This window comes from Pseudoalteromonas sp. S408 (assembly GCF_005886645.1).
Taxonomy (GTDB): Bacteria; Pseudomonadota; Gammaproteobacteria; order Enterobacterales; family Alteromonadaceae; genus Pseudoalteromonas.
The window spans coordinates 149,679-171,589 of sequence record NZ_PNDY01000009.1; the positions used below are offsets into that span (position 1 = coordinate 149,679).

A 21,911-nucleotide genomic window follows, 5' to 3' on the forward strand; every position below is an offset into this window, starting at 1 on the left:
GTTTTAACGCTTGGCTAAAAAAGCAGTCGTCACTGAGGCACTTAGTAATAGCACCACACTCACCCACAAACAGGCACTTAATCCATAAACTTGGAATACCCAACCAGACAACACAGTCCCTAATAAACGCCCCATTGCATTGGCCATGTAATAAAAGCCCACATCTAACGACACCCCATCGTCTTTAGCAAAACTTACAATTAAAAAGCTGTGTAGCGATGAGTTAATTGCAAACACAGCCCCAAAAATAAGTAGCCCAACTATTAAGGTTATGTGTACCGCTAAGTTAAGTTGCATTAAAACGGCTAATACTAAAGTAACCATGCTCAGTAACACCACCCACCAATATGCAGTGGCACTTGCTTGTTTATGAGATTGGCTGTGTCCTGTAATACGTGGTGCCTGAGATTGCACTAGTCCGTAAGCAATAACCCACGTTGCCATAAACCCACTTACCCACCAATGATCCCACTTAAACTGAGCCGCTAAATAAACCGGTAATGCAACCACAAACCACACATCACGCGCTGCAAATAAGCACAAACGCGCTGCACTGAGTAAATTAATTGCACGAGATTTTGAAAATAACTCTTTAAACTTAGGTTTAGTTTTAGCTTTACCCATGTCGCCTTTTAAAAACACTAAACTTATTACCCACGCTATGCTGAGTAATACAATAAGCCCAACTAAAGCGCCAATAAACCCAAATAAACTTAATAGCAAGCCACCTAAAAAAAAGCCTACGCCTTTAAGTGCGTTTTTAGACCCCGTTAAAATAGCAACCCATTTATATAATTGCGCTTGCCCGCTGTCGCCTTGAGGAACTAAATACTTAATCGCGCTTTTGGCGCTCATTTTATTTAAGTCTTTTGCAATACCACTTAGTGCTTGCGCTACCATGACATACGCAACTGTGAGCCAATCACCCGGTACACACAGCATGCCTAAGGCAACAATTTGCAGCCCTAAGCCTATATTCATAGTTTTATTTAACCCAAGTTTGACACCTAACCAACCGCCCACTAAATTGGTGATCACACCAAAAATTTCGTAAAACAAAAACAGCATGGCAATAGCCAACGCACCATACCCTAACTGATGAAAATGCAGCACCACCAGCATACGCAGTGCCCCATCGGTTAAGGTAAATGCCCAATAATTACCGGTAATAATTAAATACTGTTTTATTGCTGTAGGTAAATTAGCAAGCTGCTCAAACATGGTTAAAGCCCTTTAAACCTTATAAATGGTTAAACCAAGTCGCTTTTAGCAACTTTAAGCATAAGCTCGGCGGTACGATTAGCGTAGCCCCATTCGTTATCGTACCAAGCGTATAATTTAAGCTGTGTATTATTAATAACCATGGTAGAGAGTGCATCAATAATGCTACTACGTGGATCGGTTTTGTAATCAATCGATACCAGCGGTTTTTCTTCGTAGCCTAATACACCTGCAAGCTCGTTTTTAGACGCCTGAGCAAACCATTCATTTACCTCAGTTGCAGTTACACCACGCTCAAGCTCAAATACACAGTCGGTAATTGATGCGTTAGTTAACGGTACGCGCACGGCGTGGCCATTTAACTTACCTTTTAGCTCAGGGAATATATGCGTAATAGCTGTTGCGCTACCTGTTGTGGTGGGTATTAAACTTGTCCCGCACGAACGAGCACGGCGTAAGTCTTTATGTGGCGCATCAATAATAGTTTGGGTATTGGTAATATCGTGAATAGTGGTCATTGAGCCGTGCTTAATGCCTACTTTTTCTTGTAGTACTTTTACAATAGGCGCTAAACAATTAGTCGTACACGAAGCCGCTGTAACAATTTTGTGCTCATCTGGGTTATATAAATTATCGTTAACGCCCATAACCACATTTAAAATGCCGTCTTCTTTTACTGGTGCGGTTACCACAACGCGCTTAACACCTTGTGCTAAGTATTGATTTAACAGCTCAGTAGTTTTCATTTTACCGCTGGCTTCTATTACTACATCGCAATCAGACCAATCGGTGTCGTTAATGGTTTTGTTATTGGTAACAGCAATAGTGTGTTTACCCACACTAAAGCTATTTTCGTTTGCTGTAACGCTGTGCGCTAAACGCCCATGCACTGAGTCAAACTCTAATAAATGGGCATGTGTTTTAGCATCGCCTGCAACATCGTTTACTTTAATAAATTCTACTTCTGGCCACTCTAGTGCTGCGCGCAGTGTTAAACGTCCCATTCGGCCAAAGCCGTTAATACCTACTTTAATTGTCATAATAAATACCTTTCGTAAAGTTATATCAATTTGCTTAATTAACAGCAGCTTGCTGCACGCTCAGGGCGATTACCCATTGCATTGAGTCGATTTAAATCGTCGTTATAAAACGAAGAATTTTCGTTTCGTGTTTGTGTTATTACGCTAAGAGACCACTCTGGCAGGGCTTTATTAATGCTGTAGTACACCCATTGATTTTGCTTTCGGTCGCTCAATAAGCCACATTGCCTAAGCTGCGCTAAATGGCGCGATACTTTAGGTTGGCTAAGTTCAAGCGCAGCAACAAGCTCACACACACATAGCTCTTGCTCATGGCTAATTAATAACATGGCTTTTAAACGCGTATCGTCGGCTAAGCATTTGTAAAATTGAAGTGGGTTGAGTTGTTCCATAGCATCCTCGTTTAGTTAGTGTGCATACAATAAAACAAAACAAGAATATATGAAATAGTGAATATACGATTTTTCGTATATTTATTTATAAGCGTGGAAACTCAGCTAAATTGCAACGCACAAAAAAAGCCCAGTGGCAAAACCCCTGGGCTATTACAATGCTAAGTAATCAGTTAACTAAATAACCGAAAGTTCCACCTCAATATTCCCGCGTGTAGCGTTTGAGTATGGGCATACTTGGTGTGCTTTATTTACCAGCTCTTGCGCTGCTGCTTTATCCATATCACCTAGTGATACCGCTAATTTAACTGCAATGCCAAAACCGCCTTCAATTGCGCCAATAGATACTTCAGAATTAATGTGTGTATCACTTGGTAGCGCAATTTTTTCGCTACCTGCTACAAATTTTAGTGCGCCAATAAAACACGCTGCATAACCTGCTGCAAATAGCTGCTCTGGGTTAGTGCCTTGTCCGTCATCACCACCTAGCCCTTTTGGGGTTGATAGCTTCACATCTAAACGGCCATCGTCAGATTTAGCTACACCTTCACGGCCACCGGTTGCAGTTGCTTTTGCTGTGTAGGCAACGTTTTGTAATACATTCATAGTGAACTCCAAAGTTTATCAATTAATTTATTTTGCATGCAAAATAATAGGGTAAGTAATTAGAGATTGCAAATACTTTGCATGCAAATTAAAATGTTTTTTTGAGTTAAAGGTATTATCGCGTTGGGAGTTAGGTATGTCGTTTGAGCAATTAAAATTAAAAAATCAGCTGTGTCATAGGCTATATATGGCATCAAATAGCATTGCACGCGCTTACCGTGAGCCTTTAGCTGCACTTAATTTAACGTATCCGCAGTATGTAGTAATGATGGCGCTGTGGGAGCAAGACAAAATAACCATCGCGCAGCTAATAGATAAAACCGCTATTGATGGCGGCGCTATGACCCAAATACTCAAAAAAATGACCGAAAAATCTTTGCTAGCTGTTATTAAAAACGAACACGACAAGCGTAAACGCCTAATTCAGCTTACCCACAGTGGGCAAGCCCTTAAAAACGACGCCGCTGATATTCCAAAAAATATACTATGTAAGTTTGAAAGTGTAGACCCTACGCAAGCCAAACAGCTTATGCAGCTACTTGATTTAGTAGTCAACGATTTAACTAGCCACAGCTGCGCAGAAAATAAAGATTAAAAACTACCCCACTAACGCGGTTATTTTTTGTTGAATAAACGCCCTAAATGCGCTGATCACCGGGGTCATTTGGCGCCGGTCGGCGTACATCATATAAAGCGGTAGCGGATCGCTTTGCCACTGTGGGCATAAATGAACGAGTTGCCCGCTTGCTAAATTATCAATTACATCCAAGTACGACTTATACGCAATGCCTTTGCCCTCTAGCGCCCAGCGCCTAACCATTTCGCCATCGTTTACTATGTGTTGGCAATTTAGCTGCACTTTTTGCACCGCGCCATTTTTATAAAATCGCCACTCTTTAAACACTTCACCAAAACGCATAAAGGTAATGGTGGTATGCTGCGTTAAATTAAGGGGGTGTGTAAGTAATCCATTGTTTACTACATATTCAGGAGAGGCCACTAAAATACGCGCATTATTTAAAAAAAGCGGCGCTGCAATTAACTGCGAATCTTTTGGTACGCCAAAGCGAAGCGCAATATCAATTGATTGGCTGTAAATGTCGCTTACTTCGTCACTTAAATGCAGTTTAAGTTTTACATGCGGATATTGCGCTAAAAACTCATTGAGCCATTCACTTAGTTTATTTCGCCCCAAATCGCAGGGGGCCGATACCTGTAGCGTCCCTGTTACTTCGCCTACTGCAGTTTGCACTGCGGCTACACCTTGTTGGATAAGCGAAAGTGAATCTTTGGCGTAACTTAAAAACTGCTCCCCCGCTACACTTAAGCGTAAGCTGCGGGTAGAGCGAATAAACAGCACGTTTCCTAAATCTTTTTCTAGGCGTTTAATAGCGGCACTTACCGCCGCTGGAGTTTGCGCGTTTTGCCGTGCGGCTTCAGAAATGCTGGCGCAACTAGCTACATCTATAAAAGTTTGAATATCGTTAAATGATCGCATATTTTCAATTAAAATTTGAAAGTGCTTTAGTTTTTCATGTCTTTTTCTATTTTTCAACTGAGCTATAGTGCTTACATATTAAAAAGTACTTAAAATCATCAGGAACCCACATGAAAGCATTTGGCTACACCAAAAACACTAAAACGCTTACAGCAAGCTCTATACAAGCAATTGAACTTGATACCCCAACCGCTACCGGGCACGACCTACTTATTGAAGTAAATGCTATTTCGGTAAACCCTGTTGATACAAAAATACGTGCCAATGTAACGCCAGAGCAAGGCCACAAAGTATTAGGTTGGGACGGCGTAGGCATAGTAAAAGCCGTTGGCGAGTCGGTTTCGTTATTTAACGTGGGGGAGCGTGTATTTTACGCTGGCGATTTATCGCGCCAAGGCAGTAATGCGCAATTTCAATTAGTCGACGAGCGTATTGTGGGGCGTGCGCCTAAAACATTAACCGACGCACAAGCCGCAGCGCTGCCGCTAACCAGTATTACCGCTTACGAAATGCTGTTTGATCGCCTGCAAGTGCCTAAAAATAAGCAAAATACTCAGCAATCTATTTTAGTTATTGGCGCCGCTGGTGGCGTTGGCTCTATTTTAGTACAGCTTGCCAAGCAGCTTACTGGGCTAAACGTAGTAGGTACTGCATCACGCGAGCAAAGCGTAACTTGGCTTAAAGAGTTAGGAGCCGATCACGTGCTCGATCATTCTAAAAACTTAAACGAGCAGCGCAAAGAGCTGGGTTTAGCTGAGTTTGATTACGTTATTGGCTTAACCCATACCGACCAATACCAAGACCAAATAGTGGAGTGTATTAAACCCCAAGGTAAATTTGCGCTAATAGACGACCCAACATCGTTCGATATTTTAAAATTTAAGCAAAAATGTATTTCAGTGCATTGGGAGTTTATGTTTACCCGCTCGCTATTTACTACCGCCGATATAACAGCGCAGCACACCTTACTTAATGAAATTAGTGAACTGATAGATTCAGGTACACTTAAAACCACGCTTGGGCAAAATTTAGGCCCAATAAACGCCGCTAATTTATATAAAGCGCACCAAATTTTAGAATCGCACACATCACGCGGTAAACTTGTTTTAGAAGGCTTTGAAGCATGAACCAGATTAAAAAATTACTTTTAGTTGCAGCCTGCAGCACCGCGTTGTTAACCAGCAGTGTGTTTGCTAATACTGCTAGTCAAAATGCTGATTTAAAAACAGTAGCCACTTTTGACGCTCAGCACCCACCGGGTAACATTGCTATTACGCCATCGGGTCGTAAGTTTTTGTCGGTACATGGTTTTTACGGCCAAAAACAAAAAATTATGGAGCTATTAAGCGATGGCACCACCAAACCCTACCCTAATGAAGAATGGGCATACGCGTATAAAAACGGCAAAGGCTTTTACGATATACTTGGCATAAATGTATCAGCCGATGGCGTATTATGGATGCTTGATACATCAGGCCCTGATCATGCTGGTCGTTTAGTCGGATGGGATACCCATAAAGAGCAGCTGCATAAAATAATTTACTTAGCTAAACCCACCATTACCGACACCTCGTTTTTAAACGATTTAGTCATCGATAATAAACATGGTGTTGTATACATTGCCGACACAGCACAAGGCAGCCAAGCCGCTATTATTACCGTAAATTTAAAAACAGGTGAGGCGCGCAGAGTATTACAAAATAGCCAATACACCACAGCCGAAAACATCGATATGGTGATTGAAGGGCGCACCATGAAACTAGGCGGCCAACCAGCTCGTTTAGGCGTAAACCCAATCACACTCGACCCAAGCGAACAGTGGCTTTACTTTGGCTCTATGTCTGGCACGTCGGTTTACCGTATTGCCACCAGCGATATTAACAATAAAAGCCTGAGCGCAAGCACCCTTGAGAGTAAAGTAACGCGTTACGGCACTAAACCCATTTCCGACGGTATTATTGTTGATGGCGGCGGCAACGTGTATGTTACCGACATTACCAACGGCGCAATTGGCGTAGTAAAACCAAGCGGTAAATACCAGGTATTATTTAAAGACGAGCGCTTAAGCTGGCCAGATGGCTTTAGTTATGGCGCCGATCATAAAATATATTTTACCGTTAACGACCTACATCATTCGCCAGTATTAAGTAATGGTCAAAACGAGAGCCACGGTAAATTTAAAGTCATGTCGTTCAAACCAATAGTAAAAGGGCAAGTTGGTCGTTAAACACGCTTATGCTTGTATTTTACTTCAACCAGCCCCGCTTATTTTTTGCTGGGCTGAGTTGTTTTTATGATCCAAAAAAGTGCAAATATTGACTATTCTTACCTATTTTGGTGCTAGTTTAATTGCACAAAATAAAGCAAATAAATTAAATAGCTGATTTATATTCATAAAATATTCAACTTAACATTGGCACAATTCTTCCTTAATTAAACACGTGTTTAGTGATTCAATAAGGAATAACCATGATCAGTTTTTACCATACCCTCTATCTTTTGTGGCGTTTAGACATTAGCGTTTGGCAGGTAAACGAGCCAACCAATACACATACTACTGCCGACAAAGAACGTGCCTATGTTAAGTAACACGGTAATGTACAAAAACGCAGCGTAAGCTGTGCAAATAAGCCCAACTGCATTTTTGTACATTATTTAATTTTACACCCTGCCTATAAAATAAAACCTTCCTACTAAATACAACGTATTAAATTAAATATTGAAAACCAATGACTATACGCTTTGCAAGCGCAGCTGTTGCGTTGTATTGTTGTTATATATTAATTATTTTTGGAAAAAGTATGCGCGCCTTAGAAGTGAATTTTGATGGATTAGTGGGCCCAACCCATAACTATGCCGGTTTATCGTATGGTAATGTTGCCTCATTAAATAACGCGACAAGCTTTTCAAACCCGCAAGAGGCCGTATTACAGGGCCTAGAAAAAATGAAAGCCATGCACGATAAAGGCCTAACACAAGGTGTGTTTGCGCCTCACGCACGCCCCGATTTAAACGTGCTTCGTCGTTTAGGCTTTACCGGTAACGACGCACAAGTTATTCATAAAGCATTTAAAGCAGACCCTATTTTATTACGTGCATGTTATTCGGCCTCTGCAATGTGGACTGCAAACGCAGCAACTGTTTCACCTTCGCCAGATACACTCGATGGCAAAGTGCATTTTACGTCGGCTAATTTAAATAATAAATTTCATCGCTCGCTAGAGCCTGCTACAACTACCCGCTTATTAAAAGCCATGTTTAATAACGATAGTTATTTTACACACCATACTCATTTACCTGATCAAGGCTTTTTTGGCGACGAAGGCGCTGCAAATCACACCCGTTTTTGCGACAGCCATGGTGAGCAAGGCCTAGAAATGTTTGTATTTGGCGCTAGCGCCTTTAACAGTCAATTACCTAAGCCTGTTAAGTTTCCTGCAAGACAAACACTCGAAGCCTCAGAAGCCATTTGCCGATTACATAACTTAAAAGAATCGAGCCAAATTTTGCTTCAGCAAAACCCGGACGTAATAGACCAAGGTGTGTTTCATAACGATGTAATTGCCGTTGGCAACGCAAATGTATTACTTTGCCACCAGCAAGCATTTTTAAACCAAGAGCAAGCACTTCAAGACGTAAAAGCTGCGTACGTTGGTAATAAAGAATTTTATATAATTGAAGTACCATCAAATAAAGTTAGCATCAACGAAGCAGTAAGCAGTTACTTATTTAACAGCCAGCTAGTTAGCTTAGATGATGGTTCAATGCTGTTAGTTGCCCCGCAAGAGTGCCAACGTAATAGTGCAGTAAATGCCTACATTGAAGAAATGATTATGGCCGATAACCCAGTAAACCAAGTACAGTTTTTTGACCTGCGTCAAAGTATGCAAAATGGTGGTGGTCCTGCCTGCTTGCGTTTACGTGTAGCTCTTAACCAACAAGAGCTAAGTGCAGTAAACCCAGAGGTTATTTTATCCGATACTAAATACACTCAGCTTTGTGATTGGGCTAAACGCAACTACCGCGATAAATTAGGTGCAAACGACTTCGCTGACCCTGCTTTACTCAACGAAAGTTACCAAGCGCTAGATGAGTTAACCCAACTGCTTAATTTAGGCTCAGTATACGACTTTCAATTAGCGCGTTAAACTTTTTGAAACTAAAATAGCGAGCCCTGGCTCGCTATTTTTATTTATGCTAATAGTGTTTAAGTATCTTTATTAACCGTTACTGCCGATGCCATCGACTCAGATATATGCAACGTACGCTGCGGGAACGGAATACTCAGCCCTGCACCTTCTATAGCTTCTTTAACGCGTTTATTTAAATCCCACACGGTTTGCCAGTAATCGCCGTTTACTGTCCATGCACGTAATTGAATGTTCACCGCACTTTCGCCTATTGAGGTAACCATTACTTTAGGTGCAGGCTCTGCAAGTAGTCGGCTTTCTGATTCGGCGAGTTCTTTAAGTACATTTAAACCAACATCAATAGAGTCGGCGTACGAAATTCCCACCACTATATCCATGCGCCTTTTACCGTTACGGGTAAAGTTTTTAATGTTGCCGCCCCACACTTTACCGTTAGGCGATGCAATATAAAGGCCATCGGTGGTTTTAAAAATAGTCGTAAATAAGTTTATTTCTTTTACTGTGCCAAGCGTGCCGCTTGCATCTACAAAATCGCCTATTTTAAATGGCCTAAGTATCAATAACATAATGCCAGCGGCAATATTACTTAAGGTGTTTTTAAGCGCCAAACCAATCGCTAAACCCGCTGCGCCCATCAGCGCTATTAAGCTTGCCGTATTAACGCCAAAAATATCTAAAACAAACAGCCCAGCAATTATGTAAACTAAATACCCCGCAATGCTCGATAACAGCGGTAGTAGCGTTTCGTCTACTTTTTTTAATGGCGACTTAGAGTTTTTAATCGCTTTTTTAACCGAGCGCGCAATAAGTGCACTCGCAACTAAAATAGCCAACGCTAATACCACTTTGTAACCTAAAGTGATAATAGTTTCTGAATGGCTTTGCCAAAACACAATAAGTTTATCTTTCATATTTGTTCCGATAAAAAAGCTGTCACACAGCAAAATTTAAATGAGCCAAGTTAAGTTTTAGCTCATAGTTTAACGTTAACGACCAAGTACCTGTTGACCCTATAGGATTATTTTCACTCTATTTAGTGCCGATTTAATCCAACGCAAGAACAAAAAACAAACGCGCTAACAAAAAGCCGCGCGAGTATATAACCATAAATAAAATTAACCTATATTTTTTATACACACGGCAAAATTAAAGTATTAAATGAGCCGCTGTATGTTCAATTTAGGTTAACCTCAACCTGCTATGGTAAATCTTACTCAATGCATTATTTAACTAATCGAATTTCTATAATTTTGAATAGGTAAACATAGGAGAAGTAACCATGTCGAAAGAAAAAATAGTCCTCATTACAGGTGCTTCTAGTGGCATAGGTTAAGCAACCGCCAAAACACTGGTTAATAGTGGCCATAAAGTCATTCTTACAGCCAGAAGCGAAGACAAATTAACTAAATTAGTTCAATTATTGGGTGAAGATAACGCACTCAGTGTACCCGCAGATGCCACCGACTTTACCGAGCTTGAAAACGTAGTAACAAAAGGGCTCGAAAAGTTTGGCCGACTAGATGCCGCATTTGCCAATGCAGGTATGGGCGTTTCAACCGCAGGCACCGAAAAAGGTGACCCTGATGAATGGTCAACCATGATAGACATAAATATTAAAGCTCTGCTGTGGACGGCAAAAGCAACCCTGCCCCATTTACGCCAAAACAAAGGCCATTTTATATTAACCAGCTCAGCCGCTGGCCGTAAGCCTATTAAAGGCTCTATTTACGGTGCAACTAAATGGTTTGCTTACGGGTTTGGGCAAAATTTAGCTGAGGAAATGAGCGAGTGGAATGGCCGCTGTACCACCATAGCCCCTGGCATGGTAAACACCCCATTTTTTTGATGAAGCTAAACCCGACAAACTCGACCCACAAGATGTAGCCGACGCGGTATTGTTTGCAATAGAAGCAAACCAGCGCAACAGCGTACGCGAAATTTATTTAATGCCGACTAATTAACGCTGATTGGTTAAATTTGAGCTGTCAGGTTTAATGCCAATGGCGTTAAACCTGATGGTTATGGCACTTGTTATACCTGTGTTATGTGCTAAGTGAAATCATGTGTAGAAGTGGCTTTTTTAGCTGCTCTACTAAGGCAGGAAACAACGAACCAACTAGTTTTTTTCTGATTTCATATCTTTCGTTGAACCATTGAATTTCCTCTAAATCCAAATGAGATTCGTCAATTTTTGAAAGTGTTGCTTTGAATCCACCTGACGGTAATTTTGTTAAATTTTGTACTGTTTCGTAAAAACCTTCGATGCTATCTGGAATGTCTAAAAGTATTGCATTCTTATCTTCTGAGTACCAAAGGCTTTTGGGATAACTAGTGATGAGGTAACTTTCGAGACCTATCGTTGCATCAAATTGATCTCTTCGTTCTACTGGTAGCTCTATTTTAAATAAATGATACGAACTCTCATTAGACATAATTATTCCTTTTATCAGTCATTTTTTTCATCATAGGGTATAGCGCCTTGCTCACCGGAAAATTAGGAGCGCAGCGAGTAATTTTTCCGAGTGCAGCAACTTGTTAGGCCTCGGCGTCATAGATTTCTCTGATTTTTTGTTTCATTCGTGGAGTGACTGCAAAGCCTTCTTCAGTAATGTGACTTATTGCTATGTAAGGTTTGCTACTACCTCCACTTGGTAGCCCAAGCTCCTCTTCTATATCGTTTGCTAATACCACCGAAGAACCAATATTAATATCTATCTCATCCACGATCTTTTGTGTAGATCGATCTGCAGACGCGATTGCATCTGCTCCTTTGTGAGCCTGATGATCTCGATCATAAACTGCTATATATGGAATGGAAAATTTATTCATAAGCTTAACGTAAAGTGGGATATTATCTTTTGAGCCACAATCGATTAAGGTATATTCGTACCTAAACACACCTAAATCTTTAGCTAATAATGGAAATACAGTTTTTTCTGTAGCTCCCTCTAGTAAAACTACCTTACTGGCAAAAAATAGCTCTCCACGATCAGGGTTGATCCAGTAAGAAAGATTGAAATCTTTTTTTGAATCTCCATCAAACAAGTCTTCAGTGCATTGCTTAACCTTAGTGCCATTCTCTTCATCATCTTTTGTTGCTATGTAGATAGACTTATAGCGTTCAACGTCAATAAGGCCGCTGGAATGCGTGCAGAGGATAACTTGACTACCTGATTCTGACAGTGAAACGAAAGAGTCAAATAACGACCTTTGCGCTTGGGGATGTAAATAAAGCTCAGGCTCTTCGAATATAAAATACCTAGAATTAGATGATTTCCTATGACCTTGTTCTTCCGCAGACTTTGCTTCAGCATGAGCTTTCTTAGCCACTACTTGTATTAGTGCAACGGTCAGAGCTCGTTGTAAACCATGCCCTTTTCGTTTTATATCTGTTCTGACGCCATCATCAACCCAAACCTGAGTATTTGCTTTGAATACACTCTCAATATCAGGAGCGCTTACCTCAATATCTAATTTTGCCCCCCATGAAGCAAGCTCGTCAGTTAACTCTTGCTCAAAATCGGTTAATTGTTGAGGTCGTTCACTATTATCATTGCCTTCATGATCTCTTTTGTTCAGGGTAGAAAAAAGGTGTCCGAGCTTTTCCTTTGTTTCTTTCCAGTCATTATTGTGTTCAGACATTAAAGTTACGACATCGGCAAACATTTTGCCGAACACACTGGAATCTTTTGAAGAAAAATCATCGGAGGCTTCTTTTACAGCTGGTATAAAGTAAACCTCACCAAATATTCCCTTCGCGACACTTTTCAACCCAAGAAAGTTTGTTACCTCAAGTTCAAAAGCGAATTGAATATCTTCTCTGTTATTTTGGATGTATTCGTTTTGGGCATCGATAATATTTTGTTTGGTAATTCGCCCAGAATCCGGTATGTAAGAGTGGAATGGCAGGCTGGAAGCAAGCTCCCTTTTTGTATAGGCAGAAGCATTGGCTTCTTGAAGCCAATCCTCTGATGGGTTTTCTATATATCCTCGATATTCAAAGCTACCGCCTAAAAAAGCTGTTTTTCTTACGACTATTTTTTCCTCGGAGGTTAAATACTTCTTGAAAGTAGTTTTGTCTGAATCATCAAGATCACCAAACTCAATTTCTACGAATAGTTCAGCAGAACCATGATAGAAATCTAGATCTTGTTGTTTAACCTCACCAAAAAAAAACAAGACAGAAGATAAAAGATTCGACTTGCCATGGTTATTTTGGCCAATGATAACCATTAGATCTTGTGCCTTTAGCTTTACTTCTTTACAGAGCGCCAGTTTTTAATCCATATACTTTCAATTTTCACTATTTATTCCTTGTGACCTAAAAATTCAGCCTACGACATTATTCTTTTTACAAATCGGCAAATGTCCCTATTTTATACCAGTTTCATCCTAGCCACATAATAAACACCTGTAAACAGTTGAGACCAGTAATATCAAATATATTGACGTACAGTAATACTGGCTGCTGCTTAGCTAAGTGGTTTTATTTTAAATACCAGTGGTTAAATTAATAACACATACACTCCATAACTTTTAAACTTGTAACTCGTTATTATTTATAAAAGTCATAAACTACGCCTATTGAATACTCTGTATTTATACTTCATATTAGCTGAACTATTCTCCAATTATTAGGCTGTTATGTCACTTTTAAAATTTAGCCAAGCACTTATTCTTACCCTTGCAAGTACCCTACCGCTTACAAGCCATGCGGCGCTTAATAAAAATGAGCGTGAAATAGTAAAACAAGTTGAGCAAAACATGCCTCAAGCACTTGAAGAGATAAAACAAGCGGTAAACATTAATAGCGGCTCGCTTAATATTGAAGGCGTAAAAAAAGTAGGCACTATTGCAAGCGAGCAACTAAAAGCGATTGGTTTTAAGGTTGAGTGGTTAGATGGCAGCGCGTTTAACCGTGCTGGGCATGTACTCGCTACGCATGAGAGTAAAAACCCCGATGCAATAAAAATACTGATGATCGGCCATCTAGATACGGTGTTTGCCAAACACGATAACTTTACTACCTATAAACAAATTGATGAACACACCGCGAGCGGCCCAGGTATAGCCGATATGAAAGGCGGCAACACTATTATAATTACCGCGCTTAAAAGCCTGCAAGCGCTTAATTTACTTGAAAACGTAAGCGTAAAAGTACTGCTTACCGGCGATGAAGAAAGCAGCGGTCGCCCGCTTAGTTTATCTAAAAAGGCGATTGTTGATGCAGCAATTTGGGCTGACGTAGCGCTAGGTTTTGAGAACGGCGATAACAATATTAAAACCGCGATGGCGGCGCGCCGTGGCTATACCGGCTGGACATTAAATGTAACGGCCAATGCGGCTCATTCGTCGCAAATATTTAGTGAAAGTGTGGGCTATGGAGCTATTTACGAGGCGTCGCGTATTTTAAATGACTTTAGAGAGCAACTTGCCACGCAACCTAATTTAACCTTTAACCCGGGGCTTATTGTGGGTGGCACTGATGCACAGTACGACAGTGCTAACTCGTCAGCCACAGCATTTGGTAAAAGTAATGTAATTGCACAAACCGTGCATGTAGCGGGTGATTTACGTGCGCTTTCGCCAAAGCAGGTAGAGGGCGCTAAAAAAGTGATGCAGCAAATAGTGGCTAAAAGCTTAAATGGCAGCCAAGCTGAGCTTATTTTTGAAGACGGCTACCCACCAATGGGATTCACCGAAGGTAATAAAAAGCTGCTTGCACTGTATAGCCAAGCGAGCCAAGACTTAGGCTATAACAAAGTGGTGGCTGCAAACCCTCGTAATGCCGGCGCTGCTGATATTTCGTTTGCTGCAAACCATGTTGATATGGCGCTTGATGGCCTTGGCCTAATGGGCAGTGGCGCGCACACTAAAAACGAAACCGCCGATATAACCTCGCTTAATAAAAACACCGCAAAAACAGCACTGCTTATTTATAGATTAGGGAAAATGTAAAAGTATTTAAAAACGAGTGCTGTTATTTTTGCACTCATTTTAAATACATGTGATGAAAAAATGTCTATCACGACATTATTTTAAAGAGTAAATCTCGCACTGTTGCGGGTTCAAACGGTTTATCACAAATGGCATCAACGCCCGCTTGCGCAATATTAGCTAGATGGGTGTCGTTTGCCTCTGAGCTCACCATTAAAATAGGAATATGCGAGTAAGCATTTGAGCCACGTACTGTTTCGGTTAACTCACGCCCATCCATTTCCGGCATGTTATAGTCGGTAACAATCAAGTCGAACGACTGCTCGTTAAGTTTTTCAATTGCTTGTTTACCATCTTCTGCTTCAACCGGGGCTGGAATTCCCATACCAGCAAGCACACGAATAATATGCTTGCGCGCAAAACGACTATCATCAACAACAAGTACACGTAAAAGTGTGACATCAAAGTGCTCTAGTTCTACCTCTTCTTCTGTAATTATATCGAGCGTTGCTTTTAATGCGCGTGTAATTGCATCTGCACTGAATGGTTTAGGTAAAATAGCTAATACGCCCGACTGCCTTAATTGCTCAAGGTATTTTTTATTTCTTTCGCTCGAGATTAACATAAACGCTTGGCTTTCTGTGCGCGGATTTGAGCGAATATTTTGTAACAGAGAATCTGCAGTACCATCGGCTAGGTACATGCTACTAATAACTAAATCTGGGTGATACTTTTCTAGCAATGCTAACGTTTGCGCTTGATTACTTGCAGTTTCTACTTGCGTTACACCACATTGAGTTAGTGATTTGATTATCAGTTTTTGCTGAACCTCTGACGGCTCTACTAATAATATTGATAAATTGGCTATTGCAGTTAAATCACTCATGTAACTCTCTTAGGTCATGTTATTTTAAACGATTTCGGTTTACAGTTTCATTATAAAACAACATGTATCACTGGGGTTAACAAAACGCATATTTTTATGTATTTATTTGTAAGTTTTAAATTACATAAATAAATTAGCAATGCTGGATATACTCAAGTGCAGTCATTTTTTTATAGCTTACATTTGGGTGTAAAACATGCGCGGGACTAGGATCTACCACCTCAATAGGTATGCTGTAAGTACGAGCTATTTCAATTGCCATTTGAGTGATATTGACACTAAATGAGGTGCCTATAAATACAATTTTATCGGCATTGAGCATACGCTGCTGTGCTTCGGTTATTCTGTAAAGCTCGGTGTAGTATTCATCAAATAATAAAACAAAGGGCTTAAATGAATGGTTTAACTCAGGCGTTTGGTTTTGAATATTAAATAGCTCAAAAAGAGAGTCATGCAGGCGGCTTTCGTCTACGCTATCCCATGGGGTCATTAGCGGTTTAACTGCTTCGCCTTGTTCATGGAATAACGTCATTTGATCCAGCCTGCCATGTATAGCAATGTAATTTTTATTACCCGCTTTGCCATCAAGCCCATCTATATTTTGGATTATTAAGTTTTTATCGCTAAGCCAGTGGTGTACGTCGTTAGGGCCATGGTTACGATACGTTGCAAAGCGGTTGTAATACCAGGCTAAAAACTCGCGCGGATTGTTTTGATACATAGCACGCGTGGCCATTTCCATAGGCGTATAGTTTTTACTGCCTATAGTCCAAAAGCCATCTTCGCCCCTAAAAGTAGGTATACCACTAGCAGCGCTTACCCCTGCGCCTGTAATATAAAGCGTATTCACTTTGCTACCTCATAACCTGTTACATCGCTTATTACTTGTTGTTGGTTGTTCATACCTCCAACACGATATAAAGCCCCGTTGTGCTCAAGTAGCCCGCGGTGATCCATAGTGCCTGCGGCTAAAGGCGATAAAACTTGCCATGAATTTTGCTCAATATTAAAACGCCACACGTGTTTACTTGCCGGTGCTGGCTTTTTATCATAACCAATGCCGTTATAGTTATAGGGGTTGTTAGAACCAGCCATCATGTAAATGTTGCCATTGTAACTTGTAGCAGCCATACGGTAATGCGACTCACCTGTAGGATGAGGTAACGTGCGCCAATCTATTTTTTGCACATTGTTAGCATCTATTGTGCCTTTTAAACACTGCGCAACACCTGTAAACGAGCGGCGTGAATCTGGGTTTGCTTGGGTTTTAACGCCATCGCATATAACAATAGTGTTACCACTAATAGCAGCTGCTTGGCCAAATACAGGCTCGCCTAAAAAAGGTGATGCCTGTTGCCATGTGTTGGTTTGGGTATCGTATACCTGTACTAAATTTACGTTACCATCGTTATGCCAGCCGCTAATCAGGTAAATGTAGCGCTCTTTGTAGCTCAGCGCTACACTGTCATCTACCGGTACTGGCATGCTTGCAAGGTGTTTGTATGTATTGCTTTTTATATCAAAACGGTAAACATCGGGACTTGAAATTTCAGTATGGTCGCTATCTACCGTATAACCACCAAATACATAGGCGTATTCACCTAAGCCCACAGCAGTACTTGCTAAGCGCCCTTTTAGTGGCAAACTTGAAGGCACACTCGCTTGCTGCTGCCATGCGCCCTCACCTAATTTAAGAGAAAATACCTTGTTGTGTACATCGGTATGTTGTTTGTTTTTACCCAGCCCCATAAAACTTAAAAAGTAGCTTTGGTTTTGTACTGTAACCTTAGCTACGGCATTGTTTGCAACGGGCTCAGGTAAAACAGGAAGACTAGCTAGCAGTGCAGAAAAAATAAAACTCATATAATATTCTGATAATCGTTAAATGCAACAAGATTAATTTATTTTTTAACCCTGAACCAGTATTGATAGGCTTTATTGAGAATAAATTTAATTACGCCACCATTAGGAATCACCATCATTTTAATTTATCAAAGCATTTTTATGCGAAACAACCTGATTTAGGTGGCAAAAAGCAATCAAACATGGGCTTAATACTTTCGTTATAAGATAATATATATAATCAATCATTTAAACCTACACTTAGTAATGATGTTATTTTAACCAAAATTGCTATATGAGCTAATGATATACGAATAAAAGTAGTTTCGATTTTTATTAATGACGATAACGTATTTTCTATGTTTAAAGCTTTTACGATGTTAATGTAATGTTTTAAAAAGCAACCTCGCTTATATAATCTTTGACTAGGTAGGAGATCCTTAGTGAAATTTTCGTATCAATCACTATGGCCATTTTTATTATTATCGCCGCTTGTGATTGCAGACCCTTTTGAAGACACAGAGCTAGACCTTCGCGCATTAATGGAAATGGATGTGTAAGTAACGTCTGCAATGGAAGCGAGCACAGTCTGCATTTAATACCGCCTCGTCAATCTATGTATTAAGCAAAGAACAAATATATAAGTCGGGTGCAAACTCAGTACCTGAAGCGCTAAAAATGGTGCCAGGTCTTATAGTTAGGCAACTTGATAATAACCAATGGGCAATTTCTTCGCACGGTGTTGCTTCTCGATTTTCAAGTAAACTTTTAGTTATGGTGGATGGGCAAAGCTTATATACACCTAAATTTGCTGCTGTCTACTGGGAAACACTTAACGTCCCACTTTATGATATAGAACGAATAGAAGTTATTCGCGGTCAAGGCGGCTTATTGTGGGGCACAAATGCAAATAATGGTGTTATCAATATTATTACTAAAAACAGTATTGATACCCGTGGGGCCTATGCAAATGCTACTACGGGTAATCAAATAAACATTAATACCAATGTACGCTATGGTAACGATTTAGCTAATAAAGGAAGCTATCGTATTCATGGCCATGTAAAAAATGCCAATGAATCAAAAAAAGGAATTTCGTTAGAGCCTACCGACACAGCAAAACAACATTCTTTTGGCTTTCGTACCGACTTTACACCTAGCGATGAATGGTCGGCATTGGTTCAAGGCGACGTTACTCACTCAAACCTAGGGCAAAACTTTCGTGGAGTCATTGACGCAACTAATAAAAACGTTTTATTTTCGGATGACTTATCACGCACAGATTCGCGTGTTATGGCGCGCCTTGAAAATAGAATATCACCAGATGCCAATCAAATGTTGCAAGTGTCGTGGTTAAAGCAAAGTGGTAATCAGACCTATATAAAAGAAAATTTTGAATCTATAGATATAGACTACCAAATGAACTTTTTATATGACTCTTTGCAGCTAGATTGGGGGCTAAATTATAGGTATAACAATATCTCTTTTGACGAGAGCCTATTTTTAGACAGTGATAAAAACCTTAGCAACCTTCAACAGTATGGCGGGTTACTTCAGGCTCAATACAATGTAATACCTAACTCTCTAGACCTTATTATTGGCACTAGGCTCGATCACAATGACTTAACTGGTTGGGAAAACCAACCATCAGCTAGGGTTATTTATAAGCCACAAGAAAACCACCTAATTTGGGGAGCCATATCTAGAAGTGTTCGTACACCAACCCTTATAGAGTTTAATGATGACTATAAAGTGAATGGCACGGTTGTAGAAGAGGCGCTCGGAGGAAGTGCTGGGATTAGAGCTATTGATGAATATGCGATTGCAACTTTCCTCAATGGCAACGACAACGTTGAATCAGAAAATTATGTTTCATACGAGTTAGGCTACCGCTTTGAAAGTGAAAACACCTCTGTGGACTTTTCTGCATTTCATACCGATGCCGATAATATCGCTGCAATTAGATTTAACACCGATCCTAATCAGTTTTTGCCCGCGATACGTTTATTTCAACTCGGTCAATTTGAACAAGCCGCATTTGCGCTTACTCAAACCCGTGTTGACCTTGATATTGTCTCAGAGGGTGAAACAACAACTAACGGGGTTGATATAGTCGCCACTTGGCAACCTTTTAATAACCTAAGTACAGAACTAGTGTATAGCGCCAAATGAATCTGAGGTTAGATATCAAGATTCTAAAACTGTGACCAAATTTTATTGACCACCTGTATCTTGAGGCTTTGGATGATTAGCTATCTCCAAGCTCTAAAATCAGTGAGGATGTTGTACCACGTAATGTTTAACATTGAGCTGTAGATTATCCCCTGATTTTACTTTCTACATACCCATAGCAGAAAAAAATGGATTAATAACTGATATTGGTAAATGGGTTGAGTCTCAAGCAATACAAGACTGTATTTTATTTAATACACTTTCAAATAAGCTGATCCAAGTAAGCGTCAATACCTCACCACTTGAAATTGATCGTTCAGGAGAATGGGTTGGTGGATGGATACAGGCTAGTAAGCAATATAACTTACCCGCACACTCAATTTTAATTGAAGTAACAGAGAATACTTTAATGGGTACTGACGCAGAGTTTAAAAGACAGTTAAAGCACCTAAGTGAATTTCAGATAGATGTTGCTATTGATGACTTTGGTGTAGGGTATTCATCACTGGCTTATTTACAACGGCTAGATATCGACATACTAAAAATTGATCGCTCGTTTATACAAGACATAGAAACAAATGAAAACAGCATTGCTCTGGTAAAAGCTATTATTACAATGGCTCATAACTTAAATGTAGAAGTCGTTGCTGAAGGCGTAGAAGATCAAAAACAATATTTGTTACTGAAACAGTTAAATTGTGACTACATCCAAGGATACTTTTTTTCAAAGCCTGTATCAAAACAAGAATTTGTTAAATATTTTATCGATAAATAAGCACTCTCTAAAACCAGCGGGGTACAAGCTGCGAATATTGCTTATACTCAGCAGTAAAGCTCTCGGATAAATGCTTTTCTTCTACCAATGTTTGCCTGTGAATAGCTACAACTCCAACTATTAAACATACCAAACTAAATATACTCGGTAATGCTAAGAAAAACCCTACTTGAGCTGCTATAACACCCAAATACATAGGGTTTCTTGAAAACTGATAGAGTCCTTTTGTTTTTAGTATCCGTGGACCGTTTGGATCAACTCCTGAGCGCCATAGTGAGGCCATATTAAAATGAACTATCATTGACAAAGCAAACCCAGCTGTAAGCAGCGCATTACCAAACATAACGCCAGGCCAGCCATTCAGACCAGTAAAAACACCTAGGTAATTATCAAGCGATGGTATAAACACCCGCAATACACAAATAAACCATATTAACGCCCTAAAAAACTTAAACGCAGTGTGATTCCACCAACTTGCACAATACTTAACTCCAGGAAAAACAATGCTTTCTTTAGAAGTACGTGTCACATAAATAATTCTAAATGTATAAAAACCAGCTACAAAGGTATAAAACAAAGCAAGATAAATACGAGTAAACTCTATTAAAGAAGATGAGTCATCAATAAGTAAGGAGAAAGGCATAGAAGACCCTGAATGAGTAAAAGCGTTAACGAAAGAAGAGCATAAAGCCCATAAGGCTTATTAACAAGTAAAGTTAAACAAAATCTACAAAAACTTACTTTTATAGCAAGTACATATTAATCACTACGCTTTATTAAATCGCTAGTATTTTTTTTATATTATTACGCTCCTTAAGTAATTACATGGGAAAATAAAGCTGTAAAATAACAACACCATTATTGTGTTAGTACAGCCTTGCGGAGATTCACCTTTCGCTGTTTCGTTTGATTACTGGGCTCGGCATGAAAAACCTTAAACAACAAACAACCCGTCACATTGCTGTAACGGGTTTTTCTTATTTGGAGCCTTGCAATGCCGAAGTGCCCACAGCGTTGGAAGGTCACAGTGGAATGGGTTACTATCATGGCCAATACATTGGATAGCCACAACACTGTTCACAAAGAGGCGCTTCGCTTAAGAGACACTGCGCTTTAGAGAGAGAAATGCTTAATTTTACTTTTCTATAGACGTAAAAAAAACCGGCTCTTTCGAATCGGGCTTTCTTGTATTTGAAGTCGGTGCGCTACGCAGTAGAATGTCGTGGTGCCCACAGCGGTGGAGAGTCACATAGCAAATGGGACACTATCATTGGCCGGGGCTCGCCTTCGAGCTGTTTTGTTTCACTACTGAGTTCGTCATGGGCTCTTGGCTATTTATTAAATCCCAGATAGCAAAAAACCCGTCACATTGTAACGGGTTTCTTTAATTT

The 21,911-nt window shown here is 40.1% G+C and carries 20 protein-coding genes and 1 pseudogene; 9 read left to right on the forward strand and 12 right to left on the reverse strand.

Translation table 11 applies throughout. The features are described from left to right. Positions 1-3: 3 nt before the first annotated feature. The 4 genes from arsJ to CWB62_RS09320 form a co-directional block, all read right to left on the reverse strand. Positions 4-1,221 (reverse strand): organoarsenical effux MFS transporter ArsJ, encoded by a 1,218-nt coding sequence (arsJ, locus tag CWB62_RS09305; RefSeq protein ID WP_058404757.1) that lies wholly within the window; start codon positions 1,219-1,221, stop codon positions 4-6. Positions 1,222-1,250: 29 nt separating this feature from the next. Beyond that, entirely contained in the window at positions 1,251-2,261 is a 1,011-nt protein-coding gene (locus tag CWB62_RS09310; RefSeq protein WP_058404758.1) for an ArsJ-associated glyceraldehyde-3-phosphate dehydrogenase, read from the reverse strand. A 38-nt stretch (positions 2,262-2,299) separates the two neighbouring features. Further along, the gene (locus tag CWB62_RS09315) at positions 2,300-2,653 is read right to left on the reverse strand and encodes a metalloregulator ArsR/SmtB family transcription factor (protein WP_058404759.1); all 354 of its coding nucleotides are present in this window, start codon (positions 2,651-2,653) and stop codon (positions 2,300-2,302) included. 177 nt (positions 2,654-2,830) lie between these two features. Next, the gene (locus CWB62_RS09320; protein WP_058404760.1) at positions 2,831-3,259 is read right to left on the reverse strand and encodes an organic hydroperoxide resistance protein; all 429 of its coding nucleotides are present in this window, start codon (positions 3,257-3,259) and stop codon (positions 2,831-2,833) included. 136 nt (positions 3,260-3,395) lie between these two features. Here CWB62_RS09320 and CWB62_RS09325 point away from each other — a divergent pair, with 136 nt between their 5' ends. Continuing rightward, positions 3,396-3,854 carry a MarR family winged helix-turn-helix transcriptional regulator gene (locus CWB62_RS09325; protein ID WP_058404761.1) on the forward strand — a complete coding sequence of 153 codons (459 nt, stop codon included), beginning with the start codon at positions 3,396-3,398 and terminating at the stop codon, positions 3,852-3,854. Positions 3,855-3,857: 3 nt separating this feature from the next. Here the strand turns inward: CWB62_RS09325 and CWB62_RS09330 are convergent, their stop codons facing one another. Continuing rightward, entirely contained in the window at positions 3,858-4,757 is a 900-nt protein-coding gene (locus CWB62_RS09330) for a LysR family transcriptional regulator (RefSeq protein WP_058404762.1), read from the reverse strand. A gap of 110 nt (positions 4,758-4,867) precedes the next feature. Here CWB62_RS09330 and CWB62_RS09335 point away from each other — a divergent pair, with 110 nt between their 5' ends. From CWB62_RS09335 to astB, 3 genes are all read left to right on the forward strand, one after another. Continuing rightward, positions 4,868-5,884 (forward strand): zinc-binding alcohol dehydrogenase family protein, encoded by a 1,017-nt coding sequence (locus tag CWB62_RS09335; protein ID WP_138529659.1) that lies wholly within the window; start codon positions 4,868-4,870, stop codon positions 5,882-5,884. After that, complete coding sequence (locus tag CWB62_RS09340; protein ID WP_138529657.1) at positions 5,881-6,984, forward strand: L-dopachrome tautomerase-related protein; 1,104 nt, start codon at positions 5,881-5,883, stop codon at positions 6,982-6,984. The genes CWB62_RS09335 and CWB62_RS09340 overlap by 4 nt, the downstream gene beginning before the upstream one ends. A 574-nt stretch (positions 6,985-7,558) precedes the next feature. Continuing rightward, positions 7,559-8,905 (forward strand): N-succinylarginine dihydrolase, encoded by a 1,347-nt coding sequence (gene astB / locus CWB62_RS09345; RefSeq protein ID WP_138529655.1) that lies wholly within the window; start codon positions 7,559-7,561, stop codon positions 8,903-8,905. Between the two features lie 59 nt (positions 8,906-8,964). Here astB and CWB62_RS09350 read toward each other — a convergent pair whose 3' ends face one another. Continuing rightward, on the reverse strand, positions 8,965-9,819 hold the full coding sequence (locus CWB62_RS09350) for a mechanosensitive ion channel family protein (RefSeq protein ID WP_138529653.1): 855 nt from the start codon (positions 9,817-9,819) through the stop codon (positions 8,965-8,967). A gap of 368 nt (positions 9,820-10,187) precedes the next feature. Here CWB62_RS09350 and CWB62_RS09355 point away from each other — a divergent pair. After that, positions 10,188-10,869 (forward strand): annotated as a pseudogene (locus tag CWB62_RS09355) (SDR family oxidoreductase). A gap of 81 nt (positions 10,870-10,950) precedes the next feature. Here CWB62_RS09355 and CWB62_RS09360 read toward each other — a convergent pair. Both CWB62_RS09360 and CWB62_RS09365 read right to left on the reverse strand, forming a co-directional pair. Further along, positions 10,951-11,340: a hypothetical protein gene (locus tag CWB62_RS09360; protein WP_138529651.1), complete on the reverse strand. Its 390-nt coding sequence runs from the start codon at positions 11,338-11,340 to the stop codon at positions 10,951-10,953. 103 nt (positions 11,341-11,443) lie between these two features. After that, positions 11,444-13,141 carry an AAA family ATPase gene (locus CWB62_RS09365; protein WP_249310770.1) on the reverse strand — a complete coding sequence of 566 codons (1,698 nt, stop codon included), beginning with the start codon at positions 13,139-13,141 and terminating at the stop codon, positions 11,444-11,446. A 411-nt stretch (positions 13,142-13,552) separates the two neighbouring features. Between CWB62_RS09365 and CWB62_RS09370 the strand changes: the two genes are divergently transcribed. Next, entirely contained in the window at positions 13,553-14,866 is a 1,314-nt protein-coding gene (locus tag CWB62_RS09370) for a M20/M25/M40 family metallo-hydrolase (protein WP_138529649.1), read from the forward strand. A gap of 67 nt (positions 14,867-14,933) precedes the next feature. Here the strand turns inward: CWB62_RS09370 and CWB62_RS09375 are convergent, their stop codons facing one another. The 3 genes from CWB62_RS09375 to CWB62_RS09385 all read right to left on the reverse strand — a co-directional run bounded on the left by CWB62_RS09375 (position 14,934) and on the right by CWB62_RS09385 (position 17,594). Continuing rightward, the gene (locus CWB62_RS09375; protein WP_138529647.1) at positions 14,934-15,731 is read right to left on the reverse strand and encodes a response regulator transcription factor; all 798 of its coding nucleotides are present in this window, start codon (positions 15,729-15,731) and stop codon (positions 14,934-14,936) included. Between the two features lie 133 nt (positions 15,732-15,864). Then, complete coding sequence (locus CWB62_RS09380) at positions 15,865-16,581, reverse strand: SIR2 family NAD-dependent protein deacylase (protein ID WP_138529645.1); 717 nt, start codon at positions 16,579-16,581, stop codon at positions 15,865-15,867. Further along, positions 16,578-17,594: a Kelch repeat-containing protein gene (locus CWB62_RS09385; RefSeq protein WP_058404771.1), complete on the reverse strand. Its 1,017-nt coding sequence runs from the start codon at positions 17,592-17,594 to the stop codon at positions 16,578-16,580. Before CWB62_RS09385 ends, CWB62_RS09380 begins: the two co-directional genes overlap by 4 nt. Before the next feature lie 615 nt (positions 17,595-18,209). On the opposite strand from CWB62_RS09385, the gene CWB62_RS09390 reads away from it, so the two are divergent. Continuing rightward, complete coding sequence (locus tag CWB62_RS09390) at positions 18,210-19,745, forward strand: TonB-dependent receptor plug domain-containing protein (protein WP_249310778.1); 1,536 nt, start codon at positions 18,210-18,212, stop codon at positions 19,743-19,745. Between the two features lie 133 nt (positions 19,746-19,878). After that, positions 19,879-20,520 (forward strand): EAL domain-containing protein, encoded by a 642-nt coding sequence (locus tag CWB62_RS09395; RefSeq protein ID WP_249310768.1) that lies wholly within the window; start codon positions 19,879-19,881, stop codon positions 20,518-20,520. A 7-nt stretch (positions 20,521-20,527) separates the two neighbouring features. Here the strand turns inward: CWB62_RS09395 and CWB62_RS09400 are convergent, their stop codons facing one another. Continuing rightward, complete coding sequence (locus CWB62_RS09400) at positions 20,528-21,163, reverse strand: methyltransferase family protein (protein WP_138529643.1); 636 nt, start codon at positions 21,161-21,163, stop codon at positions 20,528-20,530. Positions 21,164-21,514: 351 nt separating this feature from the next. On the opposite strand from CWB62_RS09400, the gene CWB62_RS18940 reads away from it, so the two are divergent. Next, positions 21,515-21,637, forward strand: a complete 123-nt coding sequence (locus CWB62_RS18940) for a hypothetical protein (protein ID WP_283235017.1) — start codon at positions 21,515-21,517, stop codon at positions 21,635-21,637. Positions 21,638-21,911 lie beyond the last annotated feature (274 nt).